16 protein-coding genes are annotated in these 21,143 nt (G+C 73.9%); 7 read left to right on the plus strand and 9 right to left on the minus strand.

The features are described from left to right. Positions 1–245 precede the first annotated feature (245 nt). From wsfD to ACI79U_RS20025, 3 genes are all read right to left on the minus strand, one after another. Positions 246–1,736 (minus strand): glycan biosynthesis hexose transferase WsfD, encoded by a 1,491-nt coding sequence (wsfD, locus tag ACI79U_RS20015; protein ID WP_457071824.1) that lies wholly within the window; start codon positions 1,734–1,736, stop codon positions 246–248. An 84-nt stretch (positions 1,737–1,820) separates the two neighbouring features. Next, a complete protein-coding gene (locus tag ACI79U_RS20020; protein WP_457071823.1) occupies positions 1,821–3,821 on the minus strand; it encodes a DUF6541 family protein in 2,001 nt (666 codons plus the stop codon). A 60-nt stretch (positions 3,822–3,881) separates the two neighbouring features. Then, complete coding sequence (locus tag ACI79U_RS20025; protein ID WP_457071821.1) at positions 3,882–5,864, minus strand: DUF6541 family protein; 1,983 nt, start codon at positions 5,862–5,864, stop codon at positions 3,882–3,884. 276 nt (positions 5,865–6,140) lie between these two features. Here ACI79U_RS20025 and wzm point away from each other — a divergent pair, with 276 nt between their 5' ends. From wzm to glfT1, 3 genes are read left to right on the plus strand one after another with little or no spacing between them, the layout of a single operon-like run. Beyond that, a complete protein-coding gene (gene wzm, locus ACI79U_RS20030) occupies positions 6,141–6,980 on the plus strand; it encodes a galactan export ABC transporter permease subunit Wzm/RfbD (RefSeq protein WP_457071819.1) in 840 nt (279 codons plus the stop codon). 2 nt (positions 6,981–6,982) lie between these two features. Further along, positions 6,983–7,738, plus strand: coding sequence for a galactan export ABC transporter ATP-binding subunit Wzt/RfbE (gene wzt / locus ACI79U_RS20035; protein WP_457071817.1), 756 nt, complete (start codon positions 6,983–6,985; stop codon positions 7,736–7,738). Next, positions 7,735–8,679, plus strand: coding sequence for a galactofuranosyltransferase GlfT1 (glfT1, locus tag ACI79U_RS20040; protein WP_457071815.1), 945 nt, complete (start codon positions 7,735–7,737; stop codon positions 8,677–8,679). The genes wzt and glfT1 overlap by 4 nt, the downstream gene beginning before the upstream one ends. Before the next feature lie 124 nt (positions 8,680–8,803). On the opposite strand, the gene ACI79U_RS20045 is transcribed toward glfT1, so the two are convergent. From ACI79U_RS20045 to ACI79U_RS20060, 4 genes are all read right to left on the minus strand, one after another. Beyond that, the gene (locus tag ACI79U_RS20045; RefSeq protein ID WP_457071813.1) at positions 8,804–9,670 is read right to left on the minus strand and encodes a DUF559 domain-containing protein; all 867 of its coding nucleotides are present in this window, start codon (positions 9,668–9,670) and stop codon (positions 8,804–8,806) included. A gap of 209 nt (positions 9,671–9,879) precedes the next feature. Further along, positions 9,880–11,862 (minus strand): glycosyltransferase, encoded by a 1,983-nt coding sequence (locus ACI79U_RS20050; protein ID WP_457071811.1) that lies wholly within the window; start codon positions 11,860–11,862, stop codon positions 9,880–9,882. 28 nt (positions 11,863–11,890) lie between these two features. Then, complete coding sequence (gene glf, locus ACI79U_RS20055; RefSeq protein WP_457071809.1) at positions 11,891–13,078, minus strand: UDP-galactopyranose mutase; 1,188 nt, start codon at positions 13,076–13,078, stop codon at positions 11,891–11,893. A gap of 99 nt (positions 13,079–13,177) precedes the next feature. Further along, positions 13,178–14,752 carry a hypothetical protein gene (locus ACI79U_RS20060; protein ID WP_457071807.1) on the minus strand — a complete coding sequence of 525 codons (1,575 nt, stop codon included), beginning with the start codon at positions 14,750–14,752 and terminating at the stop codon, positions 13,178–13,180. A gap of 137 nt (positions 14,753–14,889) precedes the next feature. On the opposite strand from ACI79U_RS20060, the gene ACI79U_RS20065 reads away from it, so the two are divergent. From ACI79U_RS20065 to ACI79U_RS20080, 4 genes are all read left to right on the plus strand, one after another. After that, a complete protein-coding gene (locus ACI79U_RS20065; protein ID WP_457071805.1) occupies positions 14,890–15,813 on the plus strand; it encodes a glycosyltransferase family 2 protein in 924 nt (307 codons plus the stop codon). A 2-nt stretch (positions 15,814–15,815) separates the two neighbouring features. Beyond that, complete coding sequence (locus ACI79U_RS20070) at positions 15,816–16,937, plus strand: mannose-1-phosphate guanylyltransferase (protein ID WP_457071803.1); 1,122 nt, start codon at positions 15,816–15,818, stop codon at positions 16,935–16,937. Between the two features lie 96 nt (positions 16,938–17,033). Beyond that, positions 17,034–17,912 carry a glycosyltransferase family 2 protein gene (locus tag ACI79U_RS20075; RefSeq protein ID WP_457071801.1) on the plus strand — a complete coding sequence of 293 codons (879 nt, stop codon included), beginning with the start codon at positions 17,034–17,036 and terminating at the stop codon, positions 17,910–17,912. Continuing rightward, the gene (locus ACI79U_RS20080) at positions 17,909–18,289 is read left to right on the plus strand and encodes a DUF2304 family protein (RefSeq protein ID WP_457071799.1); all 381 of its coding nucleotides are present in this window, start codon (positions 17,909–17,911) and stop codon (positions 18,287–18,289) included. Before ACI79U_RS20075 ends, ACI79U_RS20080 begins: the two co-directional genes overlap by 4 nt. A 7-nt stretch (positions 18,290–18,296) precedes the next feature. On the opposite strand, the gene ACI79U_RS20085 is transcribed toward ACI79U_RS20080, so the two are convergent. Both ACI79U_RS20085 and ACI79U_RS20090 read right to left on the minus strand, forming a co-directional pair. Then, on the minus strand, positions 18,297–19,307 hold the full coding sequence (locus ACI79U_RS20085) for a glycosyltransferase family 2 protein (protein WP_457071797.1): 1,011 nt from the start codon (positions 19,305–19,307) through the stop codon (positions 18,297–18,299). 20 nt (positions 19,308–19,327) lie between these two features. Further along, a complete protein-coding gene (locus ACI79U_RS20090; RefSeq protein ID WP_457071795.1) occupies positions 19,328–20,623 on the minus strand; it encodes a hypothetical protein in 1,296 nt (431 codons plus the stop codon). Positions 20,624–21,143: the final 520 nt, after the last annotated feature.

The raw sequence follows: 21,143 nt of genomic DNA on the forward strand, positions 1-21,143 counted from the left end.
AAACAGGAGCGCAGCCCCCCCCCCCCCCGCCCCCGGGGGGGCCACCCCCCACCCCCCCCCCCCCCCCCCCCCCCCCCCCCCCCCCCCCCCCCCCCCCCCCCCCCCCCCCCCCCCCCGCCGCTGTCTTCGCCGAAGTGGCCACTCGGGCGACAAGGTGGGGCGCAACCCTCTCGCCGAAGTGGCCACTCGGGCGAGAAGGTGGGGCGCAACCCTCTCGCCGAAGTGGCCACTTCGGCGACGCGGGGTCAGCTGGTCCGGCGCCGGACGACGGCGACGACGACGGCCAGCGCGGCACCGGCCAGCGCGACCACCGTGACGTCGAGCAGGTACGCGGCGAGCCACACGTGCTTGGCCACCTCGAAGTAGCCGTCCCCGAGCACGGCCACCGCGGCCAGGCCCAGCGCGCTCCCGGCCGCGACCCCGGCGGTGCGGGCGAGGGCCGAGCCCAGCGACGCGCGCCACCGCAGCCCGGCGATCCCGGCGGCGATGCCCAGCCCGGTGAGCAGCGACGGCCACCAGGGGAGCGCCATCCCGTCCAGCCAGGCGCGCAGCTGCCCGGCGTCGGCCCCCTGCGCGCCCACCGCGGTGCCCAGGGCCGGCGGCCGGGTCTGCGGGGTCCACGGCGCCGAGGGCAGGTACTCCAGCGCCTGGCCCCGGGTCGCCTGCAGCCCGACGCCCACCGCACGGGCGAGGGCCGTGGGGTGGTCGAACAGCACCCGCCAGGCCCGCTCGCGGACCGCGGCGGGGTCCGCGGCGACCACCTCGGCGCCGGCCGCACCGTCCCGCCCCTCCGGGAAGTACGCGGTGCCGGCGCTCGCGGCCGCCGCGTCGGGGAGGCCGAGGTCGGCCGCCGATCCCGGCACCTCGGTGAGCACCGTGGTGTAGACGAGGTTGTGCACGTTGACCCGGCCGTAGCCCTCGGCCTGCCAGGCCAGGGCGGCGGAGACCGGGCCGAGCGCGGCCAGCGCGACGACGACGGCGGCGCCCGGCCCGACGAGGCGGCGTCGCCCCCGGCCCACCGCGGTGACCGCGCAGAGCGCCACCGCGACGGCGAGCAGCGGCAGGTAGGCGGCCTTCGCCGTGCCCGCGACCAGCCCGCCGCCCGCCACCAGGACGAGGCCGATGACCCGTTCCGCCCGGTGCTCCGGCCGGGTCACGGCGACCACCCCGACCCCGGCGACCAGGGTGAACGCCCCGAGCAGCCCGGCGGGCTCGGCGTAGGTGGAGAGCAGGAACCGGGCGACGTCGGCCTGCAGCAGCGGCAGCACCGCCGGCGCGAGCACCAGCACGCGGGCCGGGCCACGGGCGCCGGCCGCCCAGGCGGCGGCCGCGGCGACCACCGTGAACAGGACGACGTAGGTCCACCCCAGCCGGGTCAGCGACCAGTCGCCCGCCGTGCCGACCGTGGCCAGGCGGAGCAGCAGCAGCGCCGAGGACGGTGACGGGTCGGCGCAGGCATCGGTGCGCCCGAAGTCGAGGACGACCCCGCCCCGCCACTCGGCCACCTGGTCCGGGGTCCGCGGCACCAGCCCCGCGCCGCAGAACAGCCGGTCGCCGTCGCCGTTGTCCGCCGCCCCGGTCGGGGTGCCGAGCAGGCCGGTGACCGCGACGAGGCCGCACAGCACCAGCAACCCGGTCGCGGCGGCCACCGCACGGCGCAGCAGCGCACGACGGCCGGCCGCCACCGGCTGCCCGCCGTCCACCGGGGGGACGGCGGTCGCGTCAGGGGTCCGCACGTCGTCTCCTCCTTGACACCGAGGGGGACGCCGAGGGGGGACGCCGCGCGGGGACGGTACCCGCGGCTCCGGGCCGGAACCCGGTCAGTCCGGTGGGGCCTCGCCCGTCCCGGGGCCGCAGCCGGGGGCGGGGGTGGCGGCCGGGGCCTGCAGGTCGACCCGGTAGACCCGGACGTCGTCCACCGTGTGCACGAGCTCCAGCGAGCGGGACGGCAGCGGCGCCTCGAGCCCGGGGGTGCGCTGCCGGCCGTCGCGGACGAAGCCCGCGCCGAGCAGCACGTACCGGATGTCCAGCCGCTCGATCGCGGCGCGCACCTGCGGATCGGTGTCCAGGCAGCGGAACCGGGTCAGCAGGAGCCGCTGGGTGGGGCCCACCGTGGCCAGCGCATCGGTCGGCACCTGGTGACCGAACAGCGGGCGGGCGCCGGCCACCGCGAGCAGGTACGCCGAGCCGTCCGACGGGTCGTTCATCACCGTCTCGCCGGGGCCGACCCGCGGGCCCAGCCACGACATCGCGGCCAGCTCCGCGGCGTCGACGTACCGGTCGGACTGGTAGGACGACGCCAGCCGCTGCGCGTTGTGCCCGGCGTACAGGCCCTGGGAGGCGATCGCGAGCAGGATGAGCAGCCCCACCGCGGTGGCCGCCGGCCGCGGGGCGGGACGGCCGGCCCGCAGCCGCGGGGAGAGCTGCCCGGCCCAGCGGCTGAGCGCGAGCGCCGCCCGCTCCAGGCCGTGCGCGGCGATCGGGGCGAAGCCGAGCACGGCCAGGGCCGCGAACCGCCACCGGTCGTTCCACCAGGGGCGGGTCAGCGCCTCGGTCAGCGGGTGGTCGGCGGCGGCGGCGAGGACGAACAGCGTGCCTGCGACCCCGCTGCCCGCGGCGAGCCACCACAGCGGCCGGGCGGACCGCAGGGTGAGCAGGCCGAGCAGCAGCAGGGCGGCGAGCCCGAACTGGGGCGCGTCCAGCCCGTGGTTGAGGGTCAGCAGGTCACCGACGGCCTGCCCGGGTGTCTCGACCGCGCGCCAGTCGATCACCGACGCGACACCGCTCCCGGTGCGGACCGCGCCGAGGATCCCGGTCGCGGCGAGCAGTCCGCTGAGCACCGCGGCCCCGCCGAGCAGCGCCCAGGTGCGGCGGTCCAGCCGGGCCGCACGGGCCGACGGCTGCAGCAGGAGCAGCCCCGCCAGCAGCCCCCCGGAGAGGGCCACGCTGGGGTGCAGCCCGATCAGCGCCGCCCCAGCCAGACCGGTCACCACGGCCTCGACGGGCCGGCGCAGCCGGCGCACCACGAGCCGACGGACCAGGAGCCGACGGACCAGGAGCAGGAAGGCCGGCAGCAGGGCCAGGCCGGTGGCCCAGGGCAGCAGCGGCCCCCGCCACAGCATGTCGTACGGGAAGCTGGTGAAGCCGGCCAGCAGGACCGGTGCGGCGGCGGTGACGACGGCGGACGCGCCCAGCTGCCGCAGCAGGACGGCGAGCCCCAGGCCGGCGAGCAGCGGGATCAGCAGCACCTGGGTGTTGAGGACCTCGAACACCGAGGCCCCGGTGAGGTCGCGGACCACCGCGGCCACCGCGTGGTACGCGTTCGGGTAGTAGAAGGACCCCGCCTCCCAGTCGTTGACCACCCGCAGGGCCGACGGGGCGACGTCGCCGGTGTCGGCGATCACCCGGGTCGCGTTCGCGTGGAAGGTGTAGTCCCAGTACTGGCTGGGCCGGGAGAGGTCGCCCATCCCCGCGACCAGCACCCCCATCGCGAACAGCCCGCCGGCGAGCACCCCGACCGCAGCTGCGACGTCCCGCCGGGGGATGGGCCGACGCGGCGCGGCCTGCTCCGTGCGCCGTCCCCGGGCCAGCCGGAGCAGCAGGGCCAGCCCGACCGCCTCGGCGGCGAGCAGCCCCGCCCCCCAGGGCAGGTCGAGGACCCCGGCGGCCGTGCTGGCCGCGGTGGCCAGGCCGTAGGTGAGCAGCGGGGCGACGGCCAGGGCGACGCCCCCGCGCACGCCGGCGGCGACCGCGACCACGCCCCCGGGGAGGAGCAGCACGGCGGCCTGGACGATCAGCAGGCCGAGGACGGCGAGGGACACGGAGGTCGATTCTCTCTCGGTGGGCGTTGCGGTGCGGCGTGCCGCCGAGCCGCCCGGCGGCTACGCCGTGGCGCCGCAGCCGGGCAGCGGCGTCTCCGCCGGCGGCTGCAGGTCGACCCGGTAGATGTCGACCCCGTCCCGGGAGTACACCCGGGGCAGCGACGGCGAGAGGTCGAGCCCGAGCAGCCCGGGGACCCGCTCCGCCTCCTCGCGGACGTACCCGGTGCTGACGAAGACGTAGCCGATGTCCAGCCGGTCGATGGCGTCGCGGATGGTGGGGTCGGTGTCCAGGCAGCGGAAGCGCTCGAGCAGCGCCTGCCGGGTCGGGCCGGCCTCGTCGTAGGTGATGGCGGGCACCTGGTGCCCGAACAGCGGCCGGATCCCCTGCAGCGCCAGCAGGTACGCCGATCCGTCGCCGGGGTCGTTCATCACCGTCTGGCCCGGCTCGATCCGGTCGGCGAGCCAGTCCATCGCCACGGTCTCGGCGGTGCTGAGGTAGTGCTCGTCGTCGTAGTACTGGGCGACCCGGTCGACGTTGCGCGGTGCGTACAGCACGACGGTGGCCAGCAGCGTGGCGCCGACGGCGATCAGTGCGCCGGCCGAGCGGGTCGGTGCCCGCCGTCGTCCGGCCCCCGGCGGGCGTCGCCGGGCCAGCAGCCCGCGCACCCACTCGGTGACCCGCCACAGCCCGTGGGCGGCCAGCGGGGCGAACCCGAGCACCGCCCAGGCCACGAAGCGCCACCGGTCGTTCCACCACGGGCGGGTCAGCGTCTCGGCCAGCTCGGCGTCGGAGGCCGACGCCAGCACGAACAGGAAGCCCGCGACGACGGTGCCGGCCAGCCAGAAGCCCATGTACCCGGCCGAGCGGATCATCGCCAGACCGATGAGCAGCAGGGCGGCGAGCACCAGCTGCGGCCGCGCCGCGGCGTGGTTGAGCACCAGCAGGTCACCGATCGACTGGCCGATGGTCTGCACCGCCTCCCAGTCCACCTGGGTGGCGGCCCCGGCGCCGGTGCGCAGCGAGCCGAGCACGCTGGGCGCACCGACCACCGCGGCCACCAGCCCAGCGGCGGCCAGCAGGCCGGCCTCCCGGCCGGGGACCCGGCGCATCGTCGTCCACCGCTGGACGACGAGGCACAGCGCCATCACCGCGCCGGCGAGCGCGGCGGCGGGCTGCAGCCCGAGCAGGGCCGCCCCGCCCAGCCCGGCGAGGAACACCAGCACGGGGAGCCGCCGCTCCACGGCCGCCCGCACCAGCAGGACGAACGCCGGGAGCAGCGCCAGCCCGGTGGCGTAGGGCAGCAGCGGGCCACGCCAGAGCAGGTCGTAGGGGAAGGCGGTGAACGCCGACAGGAGGACCGGGGTCGTCGCCGTCACCATCACCGGCGCGCGCAGCTCGCGCAGCAGCACGGCCAGCCCCAGGCCGGCCAGCGCGCCGATGAACAGGCTCTGCGCGTTGAGCACCTCGAACACCGAGCCACCGGTCAGGTCGCGGACCACGGCCGCGATCGCGTGGTAGGCGTTCGGGTAGAAGAACTCCGCCGACTCCCAGTCGTTGATGATCTGCAGCGCGCCGGGGGAGACGTCACCGGTGTCGCTGATCACCCGCACCGCGTTGGCGTGGAAGGTGTAGTCCCAGTCCTGGTTCGGCCGGCCGAGCCCGCCGTAGGCGCGCTGCGCCACCGCCATGGAGACCAGGGCGCCACCGAGCACGCCGGCGGCGATGGCCAGGTCGGCCCGGCGCGGCCGGCGCAGGGCCGCCCAGTGGGCCCCGGCCCAGGGCGTCGTCGTGGCGCGCCGACGACGAACGAACCACAGCACGGCGGCGAGGACGGCGGCCTCGGCGAGCAGCAGCCAGGGGCTCCACGGCAGGTCGACGAGGCCGGCGACCGTGCTGCTGGCCGTGGCCAGCCCGTAGGTCAGCAGCGGGGCAGCGGCGAGCGCCACCGGGACGGGCAATCCGCCGGCGGACGCGACCAGCGCTCCGGGCAGGAAGAGCACCAGGGTGGTGACGAGCAGAAGCCCGACTGCTGCTAGAGCCAAGACAGAGGATCCCGTCTCATGGGGGGCCGCTCACGGACGGCAGGTCTCCGCCACCGGTCACTCCGGCCGACGGCGCACCAGGCCGGGCGGAGAGGGACGGCGGACGCACGCACAGTAGTCGGCCTGGCTGAGCGCCGGCACCGTGCCGCAGCGGCCGCAGCGGCCGCAGCGGCCGCCGTGGCCCCTGGGGCGGCTGGGGGAGCAGAGGTGTGATCTCGCGGCTCAGGCCGCCGCTGGGCGCGGGACCGGCCGCGGCTGCGGGTAACGTCGGTCAGCGTGTCCAGCCCAGCCGCCTCCTCCCCGGCCCGGTCGTGGCCGCGCGCCATGGCCGACCTGACCGGCGGCTGGGGGCAACGGGAGCTGTGGGGCCACCTGGGGTGGCAGGACATCAAGCAGCGGTACCGCCGCTCGGTGCTCGGCCCCATCTGGATCACCATCAGCATGGCCGTCACCGCCATCGCACTGGGCGTGCTCTACGCGGGGCTGTTCGGCAACGACCTGGCCGTGCAGCTGCCCTACATCCTGGTCGGCTTCATCGTCTGGGCCTTCATCAGCGGCTGCATCCTCGAGGGGGCGGAGGTCTTCACCTCCAACGAGGGGCTGATGAAGCACCTGCCGGCGCCGCTGAGCGTGCACGTCTACCGGTTGATCTGGCGGCAGATCCTGCTGTTCGCGCACAACCTCATCGTCTACGTGATCATGCTGGTGATCTTCCCCCAGCCGCTGCACTGGACGGCCTTCGCCGCGATCCCGGCCTTCGCTCTGCTCGCGCTCAACGGCGCCTGGGTGGCGCTGCTGTTCGGGATGGCGACCGCGCGGTTCCGCGACCTGGCGCCGATCACCCAGAGCATCGTCCAGCTGATGTTCTTCCTGACGCCGATCGTCTGGATCTACGAGGACCTGCTCAACAGCGAGAATCCCGCCATCGCCGACCGTGCGCGGCTGGCCGAGTTCAACCCCTTCCTCCACTTCGTCGAGATCGTCCGCCGGCCGCTGCTCGGCCAGGACCAGCTGCCCCGGCAGTGGTTCATCGTGCTGGGCATCACCCTGGTGGGTTGGGCGCTCACCCTCGTGGTTCTGCGTCGGTACCGGTCTCGCGTCACGTATTGGGTGTGACCGTGTCCTCCAGCCAGATCGGCATCACGACCAAGGACGCCTGCGTCGACTTCCCGATCTTCGATGCGAAGAGCAGGTCGCTGAAGAAGACCGTGATGGGCGTCGTCGGCGGCAACATCGCCAGCGACTCGAAGGTGCCCGTGATCGAGGCGCTCCGGGACGTGACGCTGAACCTCGAGCACGGGGCCCGGATCGGCCTGGTCGGCCACAACGGCGCCGGCAAGTCGACGCTGTTGCGGTTGCTGTCGGGCATCTACGAGCCCACCCGCGGCTTCGCCGAGGTGCGCGGCCGGGTCGCGCCGGTGTTCGACCTGGGGGTCGGGATGGACCCGGAGATCTCCGGGCTGGACAACATCATGATCCGCGGGCTCTTCCTCGGCATGACCCGCAAGGAGATGGAGAAGCGGGTCGACGACATCGCCGACTTCACCGAGCTCGGTGACTTCCTGCGGATGCCGCTGCGCACCTACTCCACCGGCATGCGGGTGCGGTTGGCCCTCGGGGTGGTCACGAGCATCGACCCGGAGATCCTGCTGCTGGACGAGGGCATCGGCGCCGTCGACGCCTCCTTCCTGGAGAAGTCGAAGAAGCGGCTGGCCGAGCTGGTGGAGCGGTCCGGGCTGCTGGTCTTCGCCTCGCACTCCGACGAGTTCCTGCGCGAGCTGTGCGACACCGCGATCTGGATGGAGCACGGCCAGATCCGGCAGCAGGGCGAGCTGGAGGAGGTCCTGCGGGCCTACAAGGGCTCGGGCGCGTGACCGGGCCTGCCCCTGCTCGCCGAAGTGGCCACTTCGGCGAGAGCGCCGAGTCCGGCGCCGAGCGCGTCGTCGCCGTCGTCGTCACCCGGCACCGCCGGGAGTTGCTGGCGCAGAGCCTGGCCGCGCTGGCCGCGCAGACCCGCCCCGTCGACGCGGTCGTGGTGGTGGACAACGGTCCCGACGACTCCGCCGAGGGCGTGGTCCAGGCCAGCGGCCTGCCGGCCACCTACCTGCCCAGCGAGCGGAACCTCGGCGGTGCCGGCGGGTTCGCCCTCGGGATGCTCACCGCGCTGGCGCAGGGCGCCGACTGGGTCTGGTGCGCCGACGACGACGGGCGCCCGGCCGACGGCACGACCCTCGCGACGCTGCTGGACTGCGCGGCGCGGCACGGGCTGGCCGAGGTGTCGCCGCTGGTGACCGACCTGGCCGACCCCGACCGGCTGGCCTTCCCGCTGCGGCGTGGGCTGCGCTGGCGCCGTCGACGCAGCGACTTCGCCGGGCTGGAGCTGCTGCCGGGCTACGCCTCGCTGTTCAACGGGGCCCTCTTCCGGGCCGAGGCCCTCGACGCCGTCGGGGTGCCGGACCTGCGGCTGTTCTTCCGGGGCGACGAGACCGAGGTGCACCGGCGGCTGGTCCGCTCCGGGCTGCCGTTCGGCACCTGCACCGCCGCGGCCTACCTGCACCCCGAGGGGACGACGGAGTTCGAGCCGATCCTCGGCGGCCGGCTCTCCGCGCAGTACCCGGCCAACGACGTCAAGCGGTACTTCACCTACCGCAACCGCGGGTACCTGATGGCCCAGCCGGGCATGCGCTGGCTGCGGCCGCTGGAGACGGTCCGGTTCGGCTGGTTCTTCCTGGTCTCCCGCCGCGACCCGGCCGGCCTGCGCGAGTGGCTGCGGCTGACCCGCGCCGGCCGGCGCGAGCACTTCACCCGCCCCTGACCCCTCTTGTCGCCGAAGTGGCCACTCGGGCGACTGGCTGGGGCGCAACCTTCTCGCCGAAGTGGCCACTTCGGCGAACCGGCGGGGCGCGACCTTCTCGCCCAAGTGGCCACTTCGGCGCCGCTCAACGGGCGTCGAGGGCCTGCTGGACCTGCCGGACGACGGCGTCCAGGTCGTGCAGCTCGTTCAGCGCGACGCGGATGACGACCCAGCCGGCCGCGACCAGAGCGGCGTAGCGGTCGTCGTCGCGGTCGATCTGCTCCGCGTCGAAGTGGTACGCACCCTCGTACTCCAGCGCCACCTTCGCCTCCGGCCAGGCGAAGTCGAGCTGGCCCAGCCACCGGTCGCCGTCCCAGGCCCGGAACTGCGTCTCCGGCGCCAGCCCCGCCAGCGTGAGCGCCACCCGGATGCGTGACTCCGGTGGCGAGTCGGCGCTCGGGTCGACCAGCGGGATGGCCCGGCGCACCCGCTGCACGCCCCAGCGCCGGGTCCCGGCGTCGGCGGCGGCGGCCAGCGCCGACAGGTCCAGCGCCTCACCGCGGACCATGGCGTCCAGCGCGGCGACAGCGGTGCCGAGCGGCTCCAGGGCCGCGACGTCCCAGGCGGTGCGGACGACGCCGGTCACCGGGACGCCGTCGACGTCCTCGATGTCCCCGGGCCGCAGATCGCTGCGGTGCACCCGGACGCCTCGCGGCCCCTTCCAGAGCACGGCGGCCGGCCGGAGCACGGTGACCGGGTCTCGCGGACCGGCGACCGGGGCGCCGTACCAGGCCGCCGCGGAGAGCCCGCCGATCGCGGTGCCCGGGGGGAGGAGCAACGCGACCCCTCGGGCGCGGAGCTGGTGGTCGTACGGCAGCCCGGGATCGGCGTAGACCCCCTGGACGAGCCGGACGTAGCTGCGGCGGCGCAGCTGGTTGCGGGTGAGCAGCCCTTCGGCGATGGCGTGGCTGCCGATGAAGATGCCGGGGAGCAGGCGGCGGTCGACGGGCACCGGGCCAGCCTGGCCGACGCGCGTCGGGCGCCGGTCCCGTTGTCCACAGCCAGCGCCGAAGTGGCCACTTCGGCGAGAAGGTGGGGCGCAACCCGGACGCCCAAGTGGCCACTTCGGTCAAAAGGTGGGCGCAACCCGAAAACCAATGTGGCCACTTCGGCGAAGGAGGTCCCTCGCCGAAGTGGCCACTTCGGTGATCTACGAGCGGGTCAGACCCGGGTGGAGCCCCAGGAGTCGAACGCCGTGCCCCAGCGCTCGACCGAGGTGAGCTCGCCCGCCGCCTCGCGGTAGCGGCGCTGCAGCTCGGGCCACTCGGTGTAGAGCTGGCGCAGCAGCTGGCTGGACTTCCCGAACAGCCGGCGGAACGCCTCCGGGTCACGCTGGCGGAAGGTCACCCCGCGGCCGTCGGCGGTGCCGACGGTCGCGCTGTCGAGCCGGGCCAGCAGGAACCACTGCGCGTCCTGGAAGGCCAGGTTCAGCTGGGGCACCTCGCGGCTGCCGGCGTCGACCTTGGTGGCGTTGTGCGCGATCGCCTTGACCAGGGTCTTGCCGATCTGCACCGGGCTCACCGGGATGGTCCGGAACTTCAGCGCCTCGGCCGTACTCATCGAGGGCAGCGGCAGGTCACCGGAGTTGCCGAGCACCCGGCCGTCGGGGTGCAGGCCGCGGGTCTCCCGGGCCTTGACCACCGAACGGGGCATCTCCTCGAACAACCGGTCGGGACCGGCCAGGAAGTCGCGGTAGGCCATCTGGTGCAGCTCGGCGGTGGAGTACTGCAGGTTGATCAGGAACCGCAGGTCGGCCTTGAGCATCTCGCGGAACAGCTTCCCGCCGTGCTTGTACGGGGAGTGCAGCGCGGCGGCGATGAGCCGGTTGCGGATGTGGAAGTAGGCCTGCCAGTCGCTGGCGTCGTCCTTGTCGCCCCACGAGAGGTGCCAGATGGCGGTACCGGGCAGCGAGGCGGTGGGGAAGCCGGCGGCGAACGCACGCAGGCCGTACTCGGCGTCGTCCCACTTGATGAAGACCGGCAGCGGCATGCCGATCTCCTCGAACACGGCGCGGGGGATGAGGCACATCCACCAGCCGTTGTAGTCGACGTCGATGCGCCGGTGCAGGTCCGGCGACTCGCGCAGCGACTTCTCACCGAAGTCGTGGAAGTACTCGGTGTTCGGGGCGTTGCGCCAGAAGAAGTTCGACCGGTCGACGATCTCGCCCATGGTGTGCAGCACCGAGCGGTCCTGCAGCGCGAGCATCTGCCCGCCGACCAGCATCGGCTTCTCCGCGTAGGCGGCGAAGGCACGGGCGCGCAGGATGCTGTCGGGCTCCAGCTGGATGTCGTCGTCCAGGAGGATGTGGTGGGTCACGTCGCTGTTGGTGAACGACTCGTGCATCGTGCGGGCGAAGCCACCGCTGCCACCCAGGTTCGGCTGCTGGATGATGCGCAGCCGGTCGCCGAGCGCCTCGGCCACCGCGGGGTACTGGGCGGCGTCGCGCACGTGGTTGTTGCCCTGGTCGGCGACGGTCACCAGGTGCAGCTGGTCGAGGACGGTCTCGTCCTCGACCAGCGCGGTGAGCGCGGCGACGGCGTCGACCGGCCGGTTGTAGGTGCAGATGCCGATGCCCAGCCGCGGCTGCTCGGCCGGCTCCTGCGGGGCGTACCAGCCGGCGTTGCGGACGGTGGTGGTGTCCTCGGTCGTGATGTCGAACCAGTACCAGCCGCCGTCGATGAACGGCCCGAGGTCGAGCTCGAACTCCAGCGTCTGCTCGTCGCCGCCCTCGTGGGTCGCGCCGGTGACGTGCATCGACTCGCCGTCGGCCTTGGAGCGGTAGATGTCGATCCGGCAGGTGCCGGCCACGGTGACCTGCAGGACGACGCTCTTCAGCACGCTCCACCGGCGCCAGTAGCTGGCCGGGAAGGCGTTGAAGTACGTGGCGAAGGAGAGCTCCGACGTCGGCCCGATCTCGGCGGTGAACCGGTCGCGGGCGCGGACCCGGCCGGCCGTGTTCACCTCGTCGACGTAGAGGCTGCGCACCTTGATCTGGTCGGCCGGTCGCGGCATGAGGACCCGCTGCAGCAGCTGCACGGCCTTGCCGGGGACGAGCTCCTCGGGAGCCGGTTCGCTGACGACCTCGGGGGAGACGGGGGCGTCCGGGTCGATCCCGGTGGTGTCGATCTCGGTGGTGGAAGTCATGCTGCGGTCAGTCCTCAGCCCTCAGTGCTCAGTCGTCGAGGCGGCCGTCGAGCGCCCCGCCCTGGTCGAAGAACGGTCGGATGCGGTTGTCGAACATGCTCAGCGCCGAACCGATCGCCATGTGCATGTCCAGGTACTTGTAGGTGCCCAGGCGGCCGCCGAACAGCACCCGCTTCTCGGCTGCCTCCTTGGCGGCGAGCTCCCGGTAGGTCTCGAGCTTGGCCCGGTCCTCGGGGGTGTTGATCGGGTAGTACGGCTCGTCGCCGGACTCGGCGAACCGCGAGTACTCGCGGACGACGACGGTCTTGTCGGCCGGGTAGTCGCGCTCGGGGTGGAAGTGCCGGAACTCGTGGATCCGGGTGAACGGCACGTCCTCGTCGGCGTAGTTCATCACCGAGGTGCCCTGGAAGTCGCCGATCGGCAGGACCTCGGTCTCGAAGTCCAGCGTCCGCCAGCCGAGCTCGCCGGCGGAGTAGTCGAAGTACTTGTCGATGGGCCCGGTGAAGACCGTCGGCACGTCGGCGGGGAGGGAGTCGCGGACGTCGAAGAAGTCCGTCGACAGTCGCACCTCGATGTTGGGGTGGTCGGCCATCCGGGTCAGCCAGGCGGTGTACCCGTCGACCGGCAGGCCCTCGTAGGCGTCGTTGAAGTACCGGTTGTCGAAGGTGTAGCGCACCGGGAGCCGGGCGATGACGGCGGCGGGCAGCTCGGTCGGCTCGGTCTGCCACTGCTTCTTCGTGTAGCCGCGGATGAACGCCTCGTAGAGCGGGCGGCCGATCAGCGAGATCGCCTTCTCCTCGAGGTTCGCCGCCTCGGCGGTGTCGAACTCCCCGGCCTGCTCGGCGACGAGGGCCCGGGCCTCCTCGGGGGAGAAGCTGCGCCCGAAGAACTGGCAGAGGGTGGCCAGGTTCATCGGCAGCGAGTACGTCTGGCCGGAGTAGACGCTGAACACCTTGTGCTGGTACTTCGTGAACTCGGTGAACTGGTTCACGTAGTCCCACACCCGCTTGTTCGAGGTGTGGAACAGGTGCGCGCCGTACCGGTGGATCTCGATGCCGGTCTCGGGCTCGGGCTCGCTGTAGGCGTTGCCACCGATGTGGTCGCGCCGGTCGATGACCAGCACCTGCTTGTCCAGCTGGGTGGCCGCGCGCTCGGCGACCGTCAGGCCGAAGAAGCCGGAGCCGACGACGACGAGGTCTGGCGTACGGGAACTCACCGTCGCGACGCTACCTTGGCCGCCGGACGGCGGCTCCCGCGCGCGTGTCGCCGATGGACACCTGCCGCCTCGTGGGGCGGATGTGACGGGTCGCGTCGCTCACACGGGTTCGCCGTCCACCAGTTCCTCCAGGAAGAAGCGGCCCGGCCCGAGCCAGGTGGAGTCGACCGGCCAGCCCTCGTCGGAGGTGGGCGGACCGGGCTCGTACGCCACCCCGAGGGTCGGCTCGGCCGGGTCCTGGTCGCGGTCGAGCCGGCTGAAGTTCAGCTCGAGGAGGGCCCGCATCACCGGGGAGGCCTCCCGCTCGCGCCGGGCGACCAGCGGCACGATGGCGCCCCGGTCGGAGAAGACGTCGACGATGTCGCACTCGCAGTAGTAGGCCAGGGTGCCGATCTCCCCGGGGCTGGCGACGACCTCGCCGCGGGCCGCCTCCTGCAGGTCCTCGCCGATGCGCTGGTACTGCTCGGCGGTGGCCCAGTTGGTGCTGATCGGCGCCTGCACCCACGGCAGCGGGCGGCTGAGCACGAAGCCGACGTCGGTGGCCACCAGGGCCAGCGCGGCGACGGCGGCGACCGCGGTGACCACCCGGGGGCGGGGGGAGGCGGCAGCGCCGTCGGCCGGGGTGGACCACAGCGCGGCGGCCCGGCCCAGCAGCAGGACGCCGGCCAGCATCACCGCGGTGGCCGACGGCGCGTAGTACCAGTGGAACGGGGGCGGGGCGAGCAGCCAGTAGGCCGCGTAGTGCAGCACCCCGGCGACCCCGACGGCGGCGATCGTGCCCGTCCCGGACCACCCCGGCCGGCGCCACGCCAGGGTGGCGAACCAGGCCAGCAGCACCAGCCCGCCGATCGCCGCGGGGATCAGGGTGATCGCCGTCGCGGCCTCGTAGGTGCGCAGGTAGAGCAGCGGGCCGTTCCAGAACGACCACGGTCCCCAGGAGACGTTCTCGCCGGTCTTGATGACCAGGGTGTCGGGGACGAACGCGCCCAGCGCCAGCCAGCTGAACAGGTACCAGGGCAGCGCCGCCAGGACGGCGGTCCCGATCGCGACGGGCGCCCGCCGCCACAGCCCGCGGGTGGCCAGCAGCAGCACGACCGGGAAGACCAGCAGGTCGACCCGGGTGAGCAGCAGGGCGGCGGTCAGCAGCCCGAAGGCCACCGCCCGGTGGGTGACGGCGGCCAGCGCCAGCCAGACGACGAGCGTCACCGCCAGGGTCATCTCCATGCCGACGATGGCCAGCATCAGCGGGCTCAGCGCGACCACCAGCCAGGCCAGCAGCCCGGTGCCCCGGGCCAGCCGCAGGTGGGCGGCCAGCCGGGTGAGCCCCCAGACCTGCAGCACGTTGAGCACCACGAACACCAGGCCGAGGCCCCAGATCGGGTCCCGGAGGATGAAGGCGCCCAGGGCCAGCAGGACCACGTTCAGCGGCGAGGTGGCGCTGTTCGCCGTCCGGTACTCGGTGAGCCCCCAGTGGAAGTGCTCGGCCAGGTTCCGGGCGTAGGAGAGGGTGATGTAGGCGTCGTCGATCAGGCTGCGGTGCACGACGAGGAAGATCAGCGCCGAGACGACGGCAGCAACGGCGATGCTCACCAGCGTGGTCACCGGGCGACGGCGCGCGGACGGCTCCGGCCCGGGGGCCTCCGCGACGGCGGCGCTGCTCCCTGTGTGCTGCATGGACGGTTGCTCCTCGGCTGGACGTCGGTCGCGCAGGGGTGGTGCCTCGCCGCTGGGGCACGGCCCCGGACATCCTCGCCGGTCGGCGCCGCCACCGCCTCCGTGGGCGCGCGGACGCGGGCCTCTAGGCTCGCCGGGTGTCGGATGCTGCCTCGGTCGCCCCTCTGCGGGTCGTCGCCGTCACCTACTCGCCGGGTGATTCGCTGCCGGTCTTCCTCGAGTCGCTGGGGAAGGCCACGGAACGCCCGGTCGACGTGGTGCTCGCCGACAACGGTTCCACCGACGGCGCGCCGGAGGAGGCCGCGCAACGGTACCCGCACGTGCGGGTGCTGCGCACCGGCGGCAACGTCGGGTACGGCGCCGCGGTGAACGCCGGCCTGGCCGGGCTCACCGAGGGGTACGCGGTGGTGGCCAACCCCGACGTCCGGTTCGAGCCGGGTTCGGTCGACGAGCTGCTGGCGGTGGCGGCCCGCTGGCCGCGCGCCGCCACCGTGGGGCCGGCCATCCGCACGCCCGAGGGCGAGCTGTACCCCTCGGCCCGCGACCTGCCCCGGCTGTCGACCGGCGCCGGCCACGCGCTGCTGGGCTGGGTGTGGCCGGCCAACCCCTGGACGGCGGCGTACCGGCGGGAGCGGGAGGCGCCGCGCGAGCGGCCGGCCGGCTGGCTGTCCGGCTCCTGCCTGCTGGTCGACCTGGCCGCGTTCTGGTCGGTGGGCGGGTTCGACCCGGGCTACTTCATGTACTTCGAGGACGTCGACCTCGCCGAGCGGCTGGGCCGGCAGGGCTACCTGCACGTCTACGCGCCCTCGGCGGTGGTCACCCACGAGGGCGGGCACGCCACCCGCCGCCAGCCGCACCGGATGGCCCGGGTGCACCACACCAGCGCGCTGCGCTACCTGTCCGGGCAGTACCCCGGATGGAGGAACGCGCCGCTGCGGGGGGTGCTGCGGGCCGGGCTGGGTGCTCGGATGCTGCTGTCCTACGTCAGCGGCCGGGTCGCCGCCGGTGCGCCGTTCCAGCGCGGCGCCGGTGACCTGCACACCATCCGAACGGAGTCGTGAGCGTGCGTCACGCCGTCATCATGGCCGGGGGGTCGGGCACGCGGCTGTGGCCGCTGTCCCGCGCCGCCCGCCCCAAGCAGCTGCTCGACATCGTCACCGGGGAGTCGGTCGCGGGGGAGTCCCCGGACGACGGGGCGCACAGCCTGCTGGCCGAGGCCTTCGCCCGGCTGCAGACGGTGCTGCCCGACGACCGCATCTGGGTGTGCACCGCCGCCCGCTACGGCGAGCAGGTGGCCGCCGCGCTGCCCGCGCTGTCGCCGGACCGGTTGATCCTGGAGCCGGTGGCCCGGGACACCGCCAACGCCGTGGGGCTGGCCGCGGCCCTGGTCGCCGACGTCGACCCGGACGCGGAGCTCGCCGTGGTGAGCGCCGACCACGTGATCCGCCCGGTCGACCGGTTCGCCGCCGCGCTGACCAGCGCCTACGACGCGCTCGCCACCCGCCCCGAGGCGCTGGTCACGCTGGGCATCACGCCGACCTCACCGGCCACCGGCTTCGGCTACGTGCAGCGCGGCCGGCCGACCGGTACGCCGGGGGTGGCCGAGGTGGCCTCCTTCCGGGAGAAGCCGGACCTGGCCACCGCGGAGGAGTACCTCGCGTCGGGCGGCTACCTGTGGAACTCCGGGATGTTCGTGTGGCGGGCGCGCACGGTGCTCGACGCGCTGGCCGAGCACCTGCCGGCGACCGCGGCCGGCCTGGCGCAGGTGGTGGCCGCACCGGCCGGTGCCGCGCGGGAAACGGTGCTGGCGGAGGTGTTCCCGACGCTGCCGAAGATCAGCGTCGACTACGCCGTCCTGGAGCCGGCCGCGACGCAGCCGGGCCGGGTGCTGGTGGTCGACCTGGACGTCGACTGGCTGGACGTCGGTTCGTGGCCGGCGCTGGCGCAGACCCTGGTGGCCGACGGGGCGGGCAACGCCGTCCGCGGGCTGGCCGTGCTGCTGGACAGCTCGGGCAACGTCGTGCTCAGCGACGACCCCGACCACCTGGTGGCCCTGGTCGGCGTGCGGGACAGCGTGGTGGTGCACACCGCCGACGTCACGATGGTCTGCCCGATGGGCGACGCCGAGCGGGTCAAGCAGCTGCTGGCCGAGGTCGACCGGAGGGTGCCGGGCCGCTGGTCGTGAGACGCGTGTGACGGGTGTCGACTCCCGGGCCGGTCTCCGGGTACGGGCGCGGCGTGTCCGGACGTTACGGACCGGTCACACTCCATCCTGGACGCCGTGGATCTGGCACAGCGCACGGCAGGAGCTCGCGCACGGTCGGCCGGCGGGAGCCCGGCGGCGCTGCTGACGGACCCGTTCCCGGCCGACGACGCGCCGTGGCCGCAGCTGCGGCACCTAGTATCGGTCGACGTGCAGGACGACGGGCGCTCACCGCTGCCCCAGCCGAACGCGCCGGCAGGGGAGTGGGACGACACTGTCGTCGTCGTCCGGGTCTACAACGAGGCGCCGGTCGTCGGGGGCGTGATCAGCGAGCTGGTCGCTGCCGGGCTGTCGGTGATCGCGGTCGACGACGCCAGCACCGACGCCTCGGCGACGGAGATCGACAAGGCCGGCGCGTTCCGGGTGAGCCACCCGATCAACCTGGGCGCCGGCGGTGCGCTACAGACCGGGTTCGAGGCGGCGCTGCTGCTCACCGACGCCCGCTACATCGCCTGCTTCGACGCCGACGGGCAGCACCAGCTCACCGACCTGCTCGGGATGATCGCCAAGATCCGCGAGGGCTACGACGTGGTGATGGGCTCCCGCTTCCTGGACGGGAACGGGGCGACCGAGATGAGCGCGCTGCGCCGGGTCATCCTGCGGACGGCGGCCAAGCTGCTCAACCGCGGCGGCGGGGTCAAGCTGACCGATGCGCACAACGGGCTGCGGATCGTGGCCCGGCACGTGGCCGCCGACGTGCGGCTCACCTACTCGGGGATGGCCTACGCCTCGCAGCTGGAGCAGCACCTGACCCGGCCGGAGTACCGGATCGTGGAGCACCCGGTGCACATCCTCTACACCGACTACTCCCGGTCCAAGGGTCAGCCGCTGCTCAACAGCATCAACATCCTCGCCGAGGTGGCGGCCCACCGAGTCACCCACTGGGGCAGCAAGTGATCATCCAGCTCCTCCTCGTGCCGGCGCTCGTGCTGGCCGTCGTCCTCTCGCTGCGCTCGCGCGCGTCGCTGCGGGGGCAGGCCCGGCGGAAGATCGTCGCCGCGCTGACCGTGGTCGCCGGCGTCCTGGCGGTGATCTTCCCGGACCTGCTGCAGGAGCTGGCCGACGCCACCGGCGTCACCCGCGGCACCGACCTGCTGCTCTACGTCCTGGCCCTGGTGATCATCTACCTGGTGGGCAGCACCAGCGTGCGGTTCCGCGAGCAGGAGGCCCGGCTGACGCTGCTGGCCCGCCAGGTGGCCCTGTCGGAGGCGGCGCTGCGGCACGTCGAGGCGATGGCGGCGAAGTCCGAGACCGAGGTCCGCGAAGCCGGCTGACCTCAGCTCACAGCAACCGGCGGACGACCGCCCAGTAGGCACCCATCAGCCGGTTGAGCAGGCCGCCGCCCACCGGGAGCGGCAGCACGCTGGCGTCGAAGTGCGCGGTCAGCAGGTGCGCGAGCTCCCGGTCGCTCCGACGTCGGGCGCCCTGCACCGCGCGTCGGTGCCCGGACAGCCAGCGGCGGTGTGCGGCCAGCCAGCGGTAGCCGCGGAGCTTGTCCGGCAGCCAGCCCCCGGCCGCCGCGACCGCGCACATCGCCACCTCGAAGGCGAGCAGCGGCGGAGCGAGCAGCAGCAGGGTGCGGGCGGAGTAGACGCTGAGCACCATGGTCAGCCGGTTGCGCTCCAGCAGGTACCACTTCGCCGGGTTGCGGCTGAACTCGTAGTGGTGGGCGACGACCGCGCCGGGCACGTAGACGACCTCCCAGCCCTGCTGCCAGCAGCGCAGCGAGAGGTCGGCGTCCTCGCAGTAGGCGAAGAACTCCTCGGTGAACCCGCCGAGGGCGTCCCAGACCTCGCGCCGGCAGGCGAACGCGCCGCCGGTGGCGCTGGGCACCGGCTTCTCCACCGCGTACCGGTCGGCCGGCTCGCCGAGGTGCCCGGCCCAGGAGAGGCCGAGCACGTGCACCGGGTTGCCGTCGGTGTTGAGCAGCTCCGGGGTGGCGGCCAGCCGCAGGCTGGCCGAGGCGAGCCCGACCTCCGGACGCGCCGCCACGGCGACCAGCTCGGCGAGCGCGTCGGGTTCGACCAGGGCGTCGGAGTTGATGAACGCGAGGAACTCCGTGCCGGTGGCCGCGGCGCCGAGGTTGCAGCCCCCGGTGAAGCCGGTGTTCGTGCCCGGCTCGAGCAGCGTGACCCCGGCGCGGGCACGCAGCGGCTCCAGGGAGGGGCTGGTGCAGCCGTTGTCGACCAGGACCACCTGCACGTCGACGCCGGTCGAGGCGAGCAGCCGGTCGACGGCGTCCAGCAGGTAGGGCTGGTCGCCGTAGGCGAGCACGACGGCGGTGACGTCCATCGGGCGTCCTCTCTCGGGGGTCATGCCGGTGGGGCGGGGAGTGCGGGCTCCACGTCGGCCGGGGTGAGGGGGTGCCGCAGTCGCAGGTGCATCGCCAGCAGCAGGACGGCCGCGGCGACGGCGCTCCCGGCCAGGAACGCGTAGCCGACCCGCAGCTCCAGGCGCAGCGGGATGAGCAGGACGACGACGAAGGCCGCGGCCCCGGCCCCCCAGCCGGCGACGGAGGCGCGGTACCCCCGGACGGAGATGAGTGCCTGTGCCACGGCCGAGCCGACCATGAACAGCCCGCTCGCGGCGGCCAGCGGCCACAGGTCGTTTCGTGTTGTGACGAATTCCGAGCCGTAGACCAAGCGGACGAGTTCGGGGCCGGCGGCCAGGATCACCAGCAGCCCGGCCAGGCCCAGAGCGCCGACCCCGCCGCTGACCAGTGTCAGCCGGCGGCGGAAGCCGGCGACGTCGCCCGCCGCGGCGAGCGCGGCCATGCCGGGGAGGAAGGAGGCCTGGATGGCGGCGAAGAGGAACAGCGGTACCCGGGCGAGCACCAGCACGCTGGCGAAGATGCCGGCCCGCGCCTGGTCGCCCGGCCCGGCGAGCAGGTTGGCCGCGACGGGGGCGGCGTTCACGACGAACTGACTGGCGAGCGCGCCGACGGTCAACCAGCCGACCGCACCGCCCAGGGCCGACCACGAGTCGCGCGGGCCGGGTTCCAGGGCGGGGCCGAGCCGGCGGGCGGTGAGCGCCACGGCCAGGGCGGGGGCCAGGCCCAGGCAGAGCCCGTACCAGCCGGCGGTGGCGACCCCGAGGACCGTGAGCGCGGCGGCGCTGCCGATCCGCAGGGCGCCGTCGATGGCCAGCTGGGCACCGTAGCGGGGGAAGGCGCCCCCGCCGGCGAAGGCGCCCCGGGTGAGGTGCTCGGCGCACAGGCCGGCGAGCCCGAGGAACAGGCCGAGCACCATCACCTGCTCACCGTGGAAGACGCCGTCGGCGAGCGGGCGGCGGGCGGCCAGCAGCACCACGCCCACCACCGCGACCACACCGACGGCGAGCAGGCAGGCGCGCAGGAAGACCGGGCGGGCGCCGTCGCCCAGGGCGGCGCGGTGCGCGACGGTGCGGCCGATCTCCTGCTCCAGTGGCTGGAACAGCGCCGGGCCCAGGGCGTTGATGAGCACCCAGAGCGTGACCAGGGGTGCCAGCTCGGCGGGGCCGAGGGCTCGGCCGCTCACGGCCAGGAAGGCGAAGGAGGCCAGGCCCAGGACGCCGAGGCCGGCGGCGACCGGACCGATCTGCCGGACGGCGGCGGGCAGTTGCCGAGCCACTGGTGTTCCCCCTCGATGCGCCGGCGGCGCGCGGGACCACCCTAGGCGCCCGATTCGGGCTGCTCGGAGGGCGACTGGGGTCGTTGGAGCCTGCTCTCCGGCGCCGTTCGACACGGTCGGCGGTGACCGCTGCGTCGGGTGTGACGACTGGGACGACGCGCCGAAAAACTTCGGCTCCCGTGGACTCGTCCTCTACAGAACGTCACGGGCCGGATTCGTCCAGCAACTTGGCATGCAACCACAAGTGCGGCATGCCCGTTTGGCACTAGCTGGTGCGCGCCCCCTGTCAACGCACCGGACAGTCACAACATCCGCCCGCAATTTGGGTCGACACGGACACAAGACGCCGAAGAAGTTCGCTTGTGCGGGGGTCTCCCGCTGTTAGCTTTTCCCCAGTCGCCCAACACGGGGCGCGACTGATGGAGGATCCATGAGCAAGCGTTCAATCTCGGTCGGCATCCTGACCGCCGGTCTGTCGGTCGGCGTTGTCGCTGGCGCGGTCTCTCCGGCCGCTGCCCAG

This window comes from Modestobacter sp. SYSU DS0904 (assembly GCF_054051115.1).

Coding starts and splice junctions, on each gene's coding strand:
- ACI79U_RS20050 (WP_457071811.1), bottom strand. CDS start 11,862: ATGACTTCCACCACCGAGATCGACACCACCGGGATCGACCCGGACGCC.
- ACI79U_RS20060 (WP_457071807.1), bottom strand. CDS start 14,752: ATGCAGCACACAGGGAGCAGCGCCGCCGTCGCGGAGGCCCCCGGGCCG.
- ACI79U_RS20085 (WP_457071797.1), bottom strand. CDS start 19,307: ATGGACGTCACCGCCGTCGTGCTCGCCTACGGCGACCAGCCCTACCTG.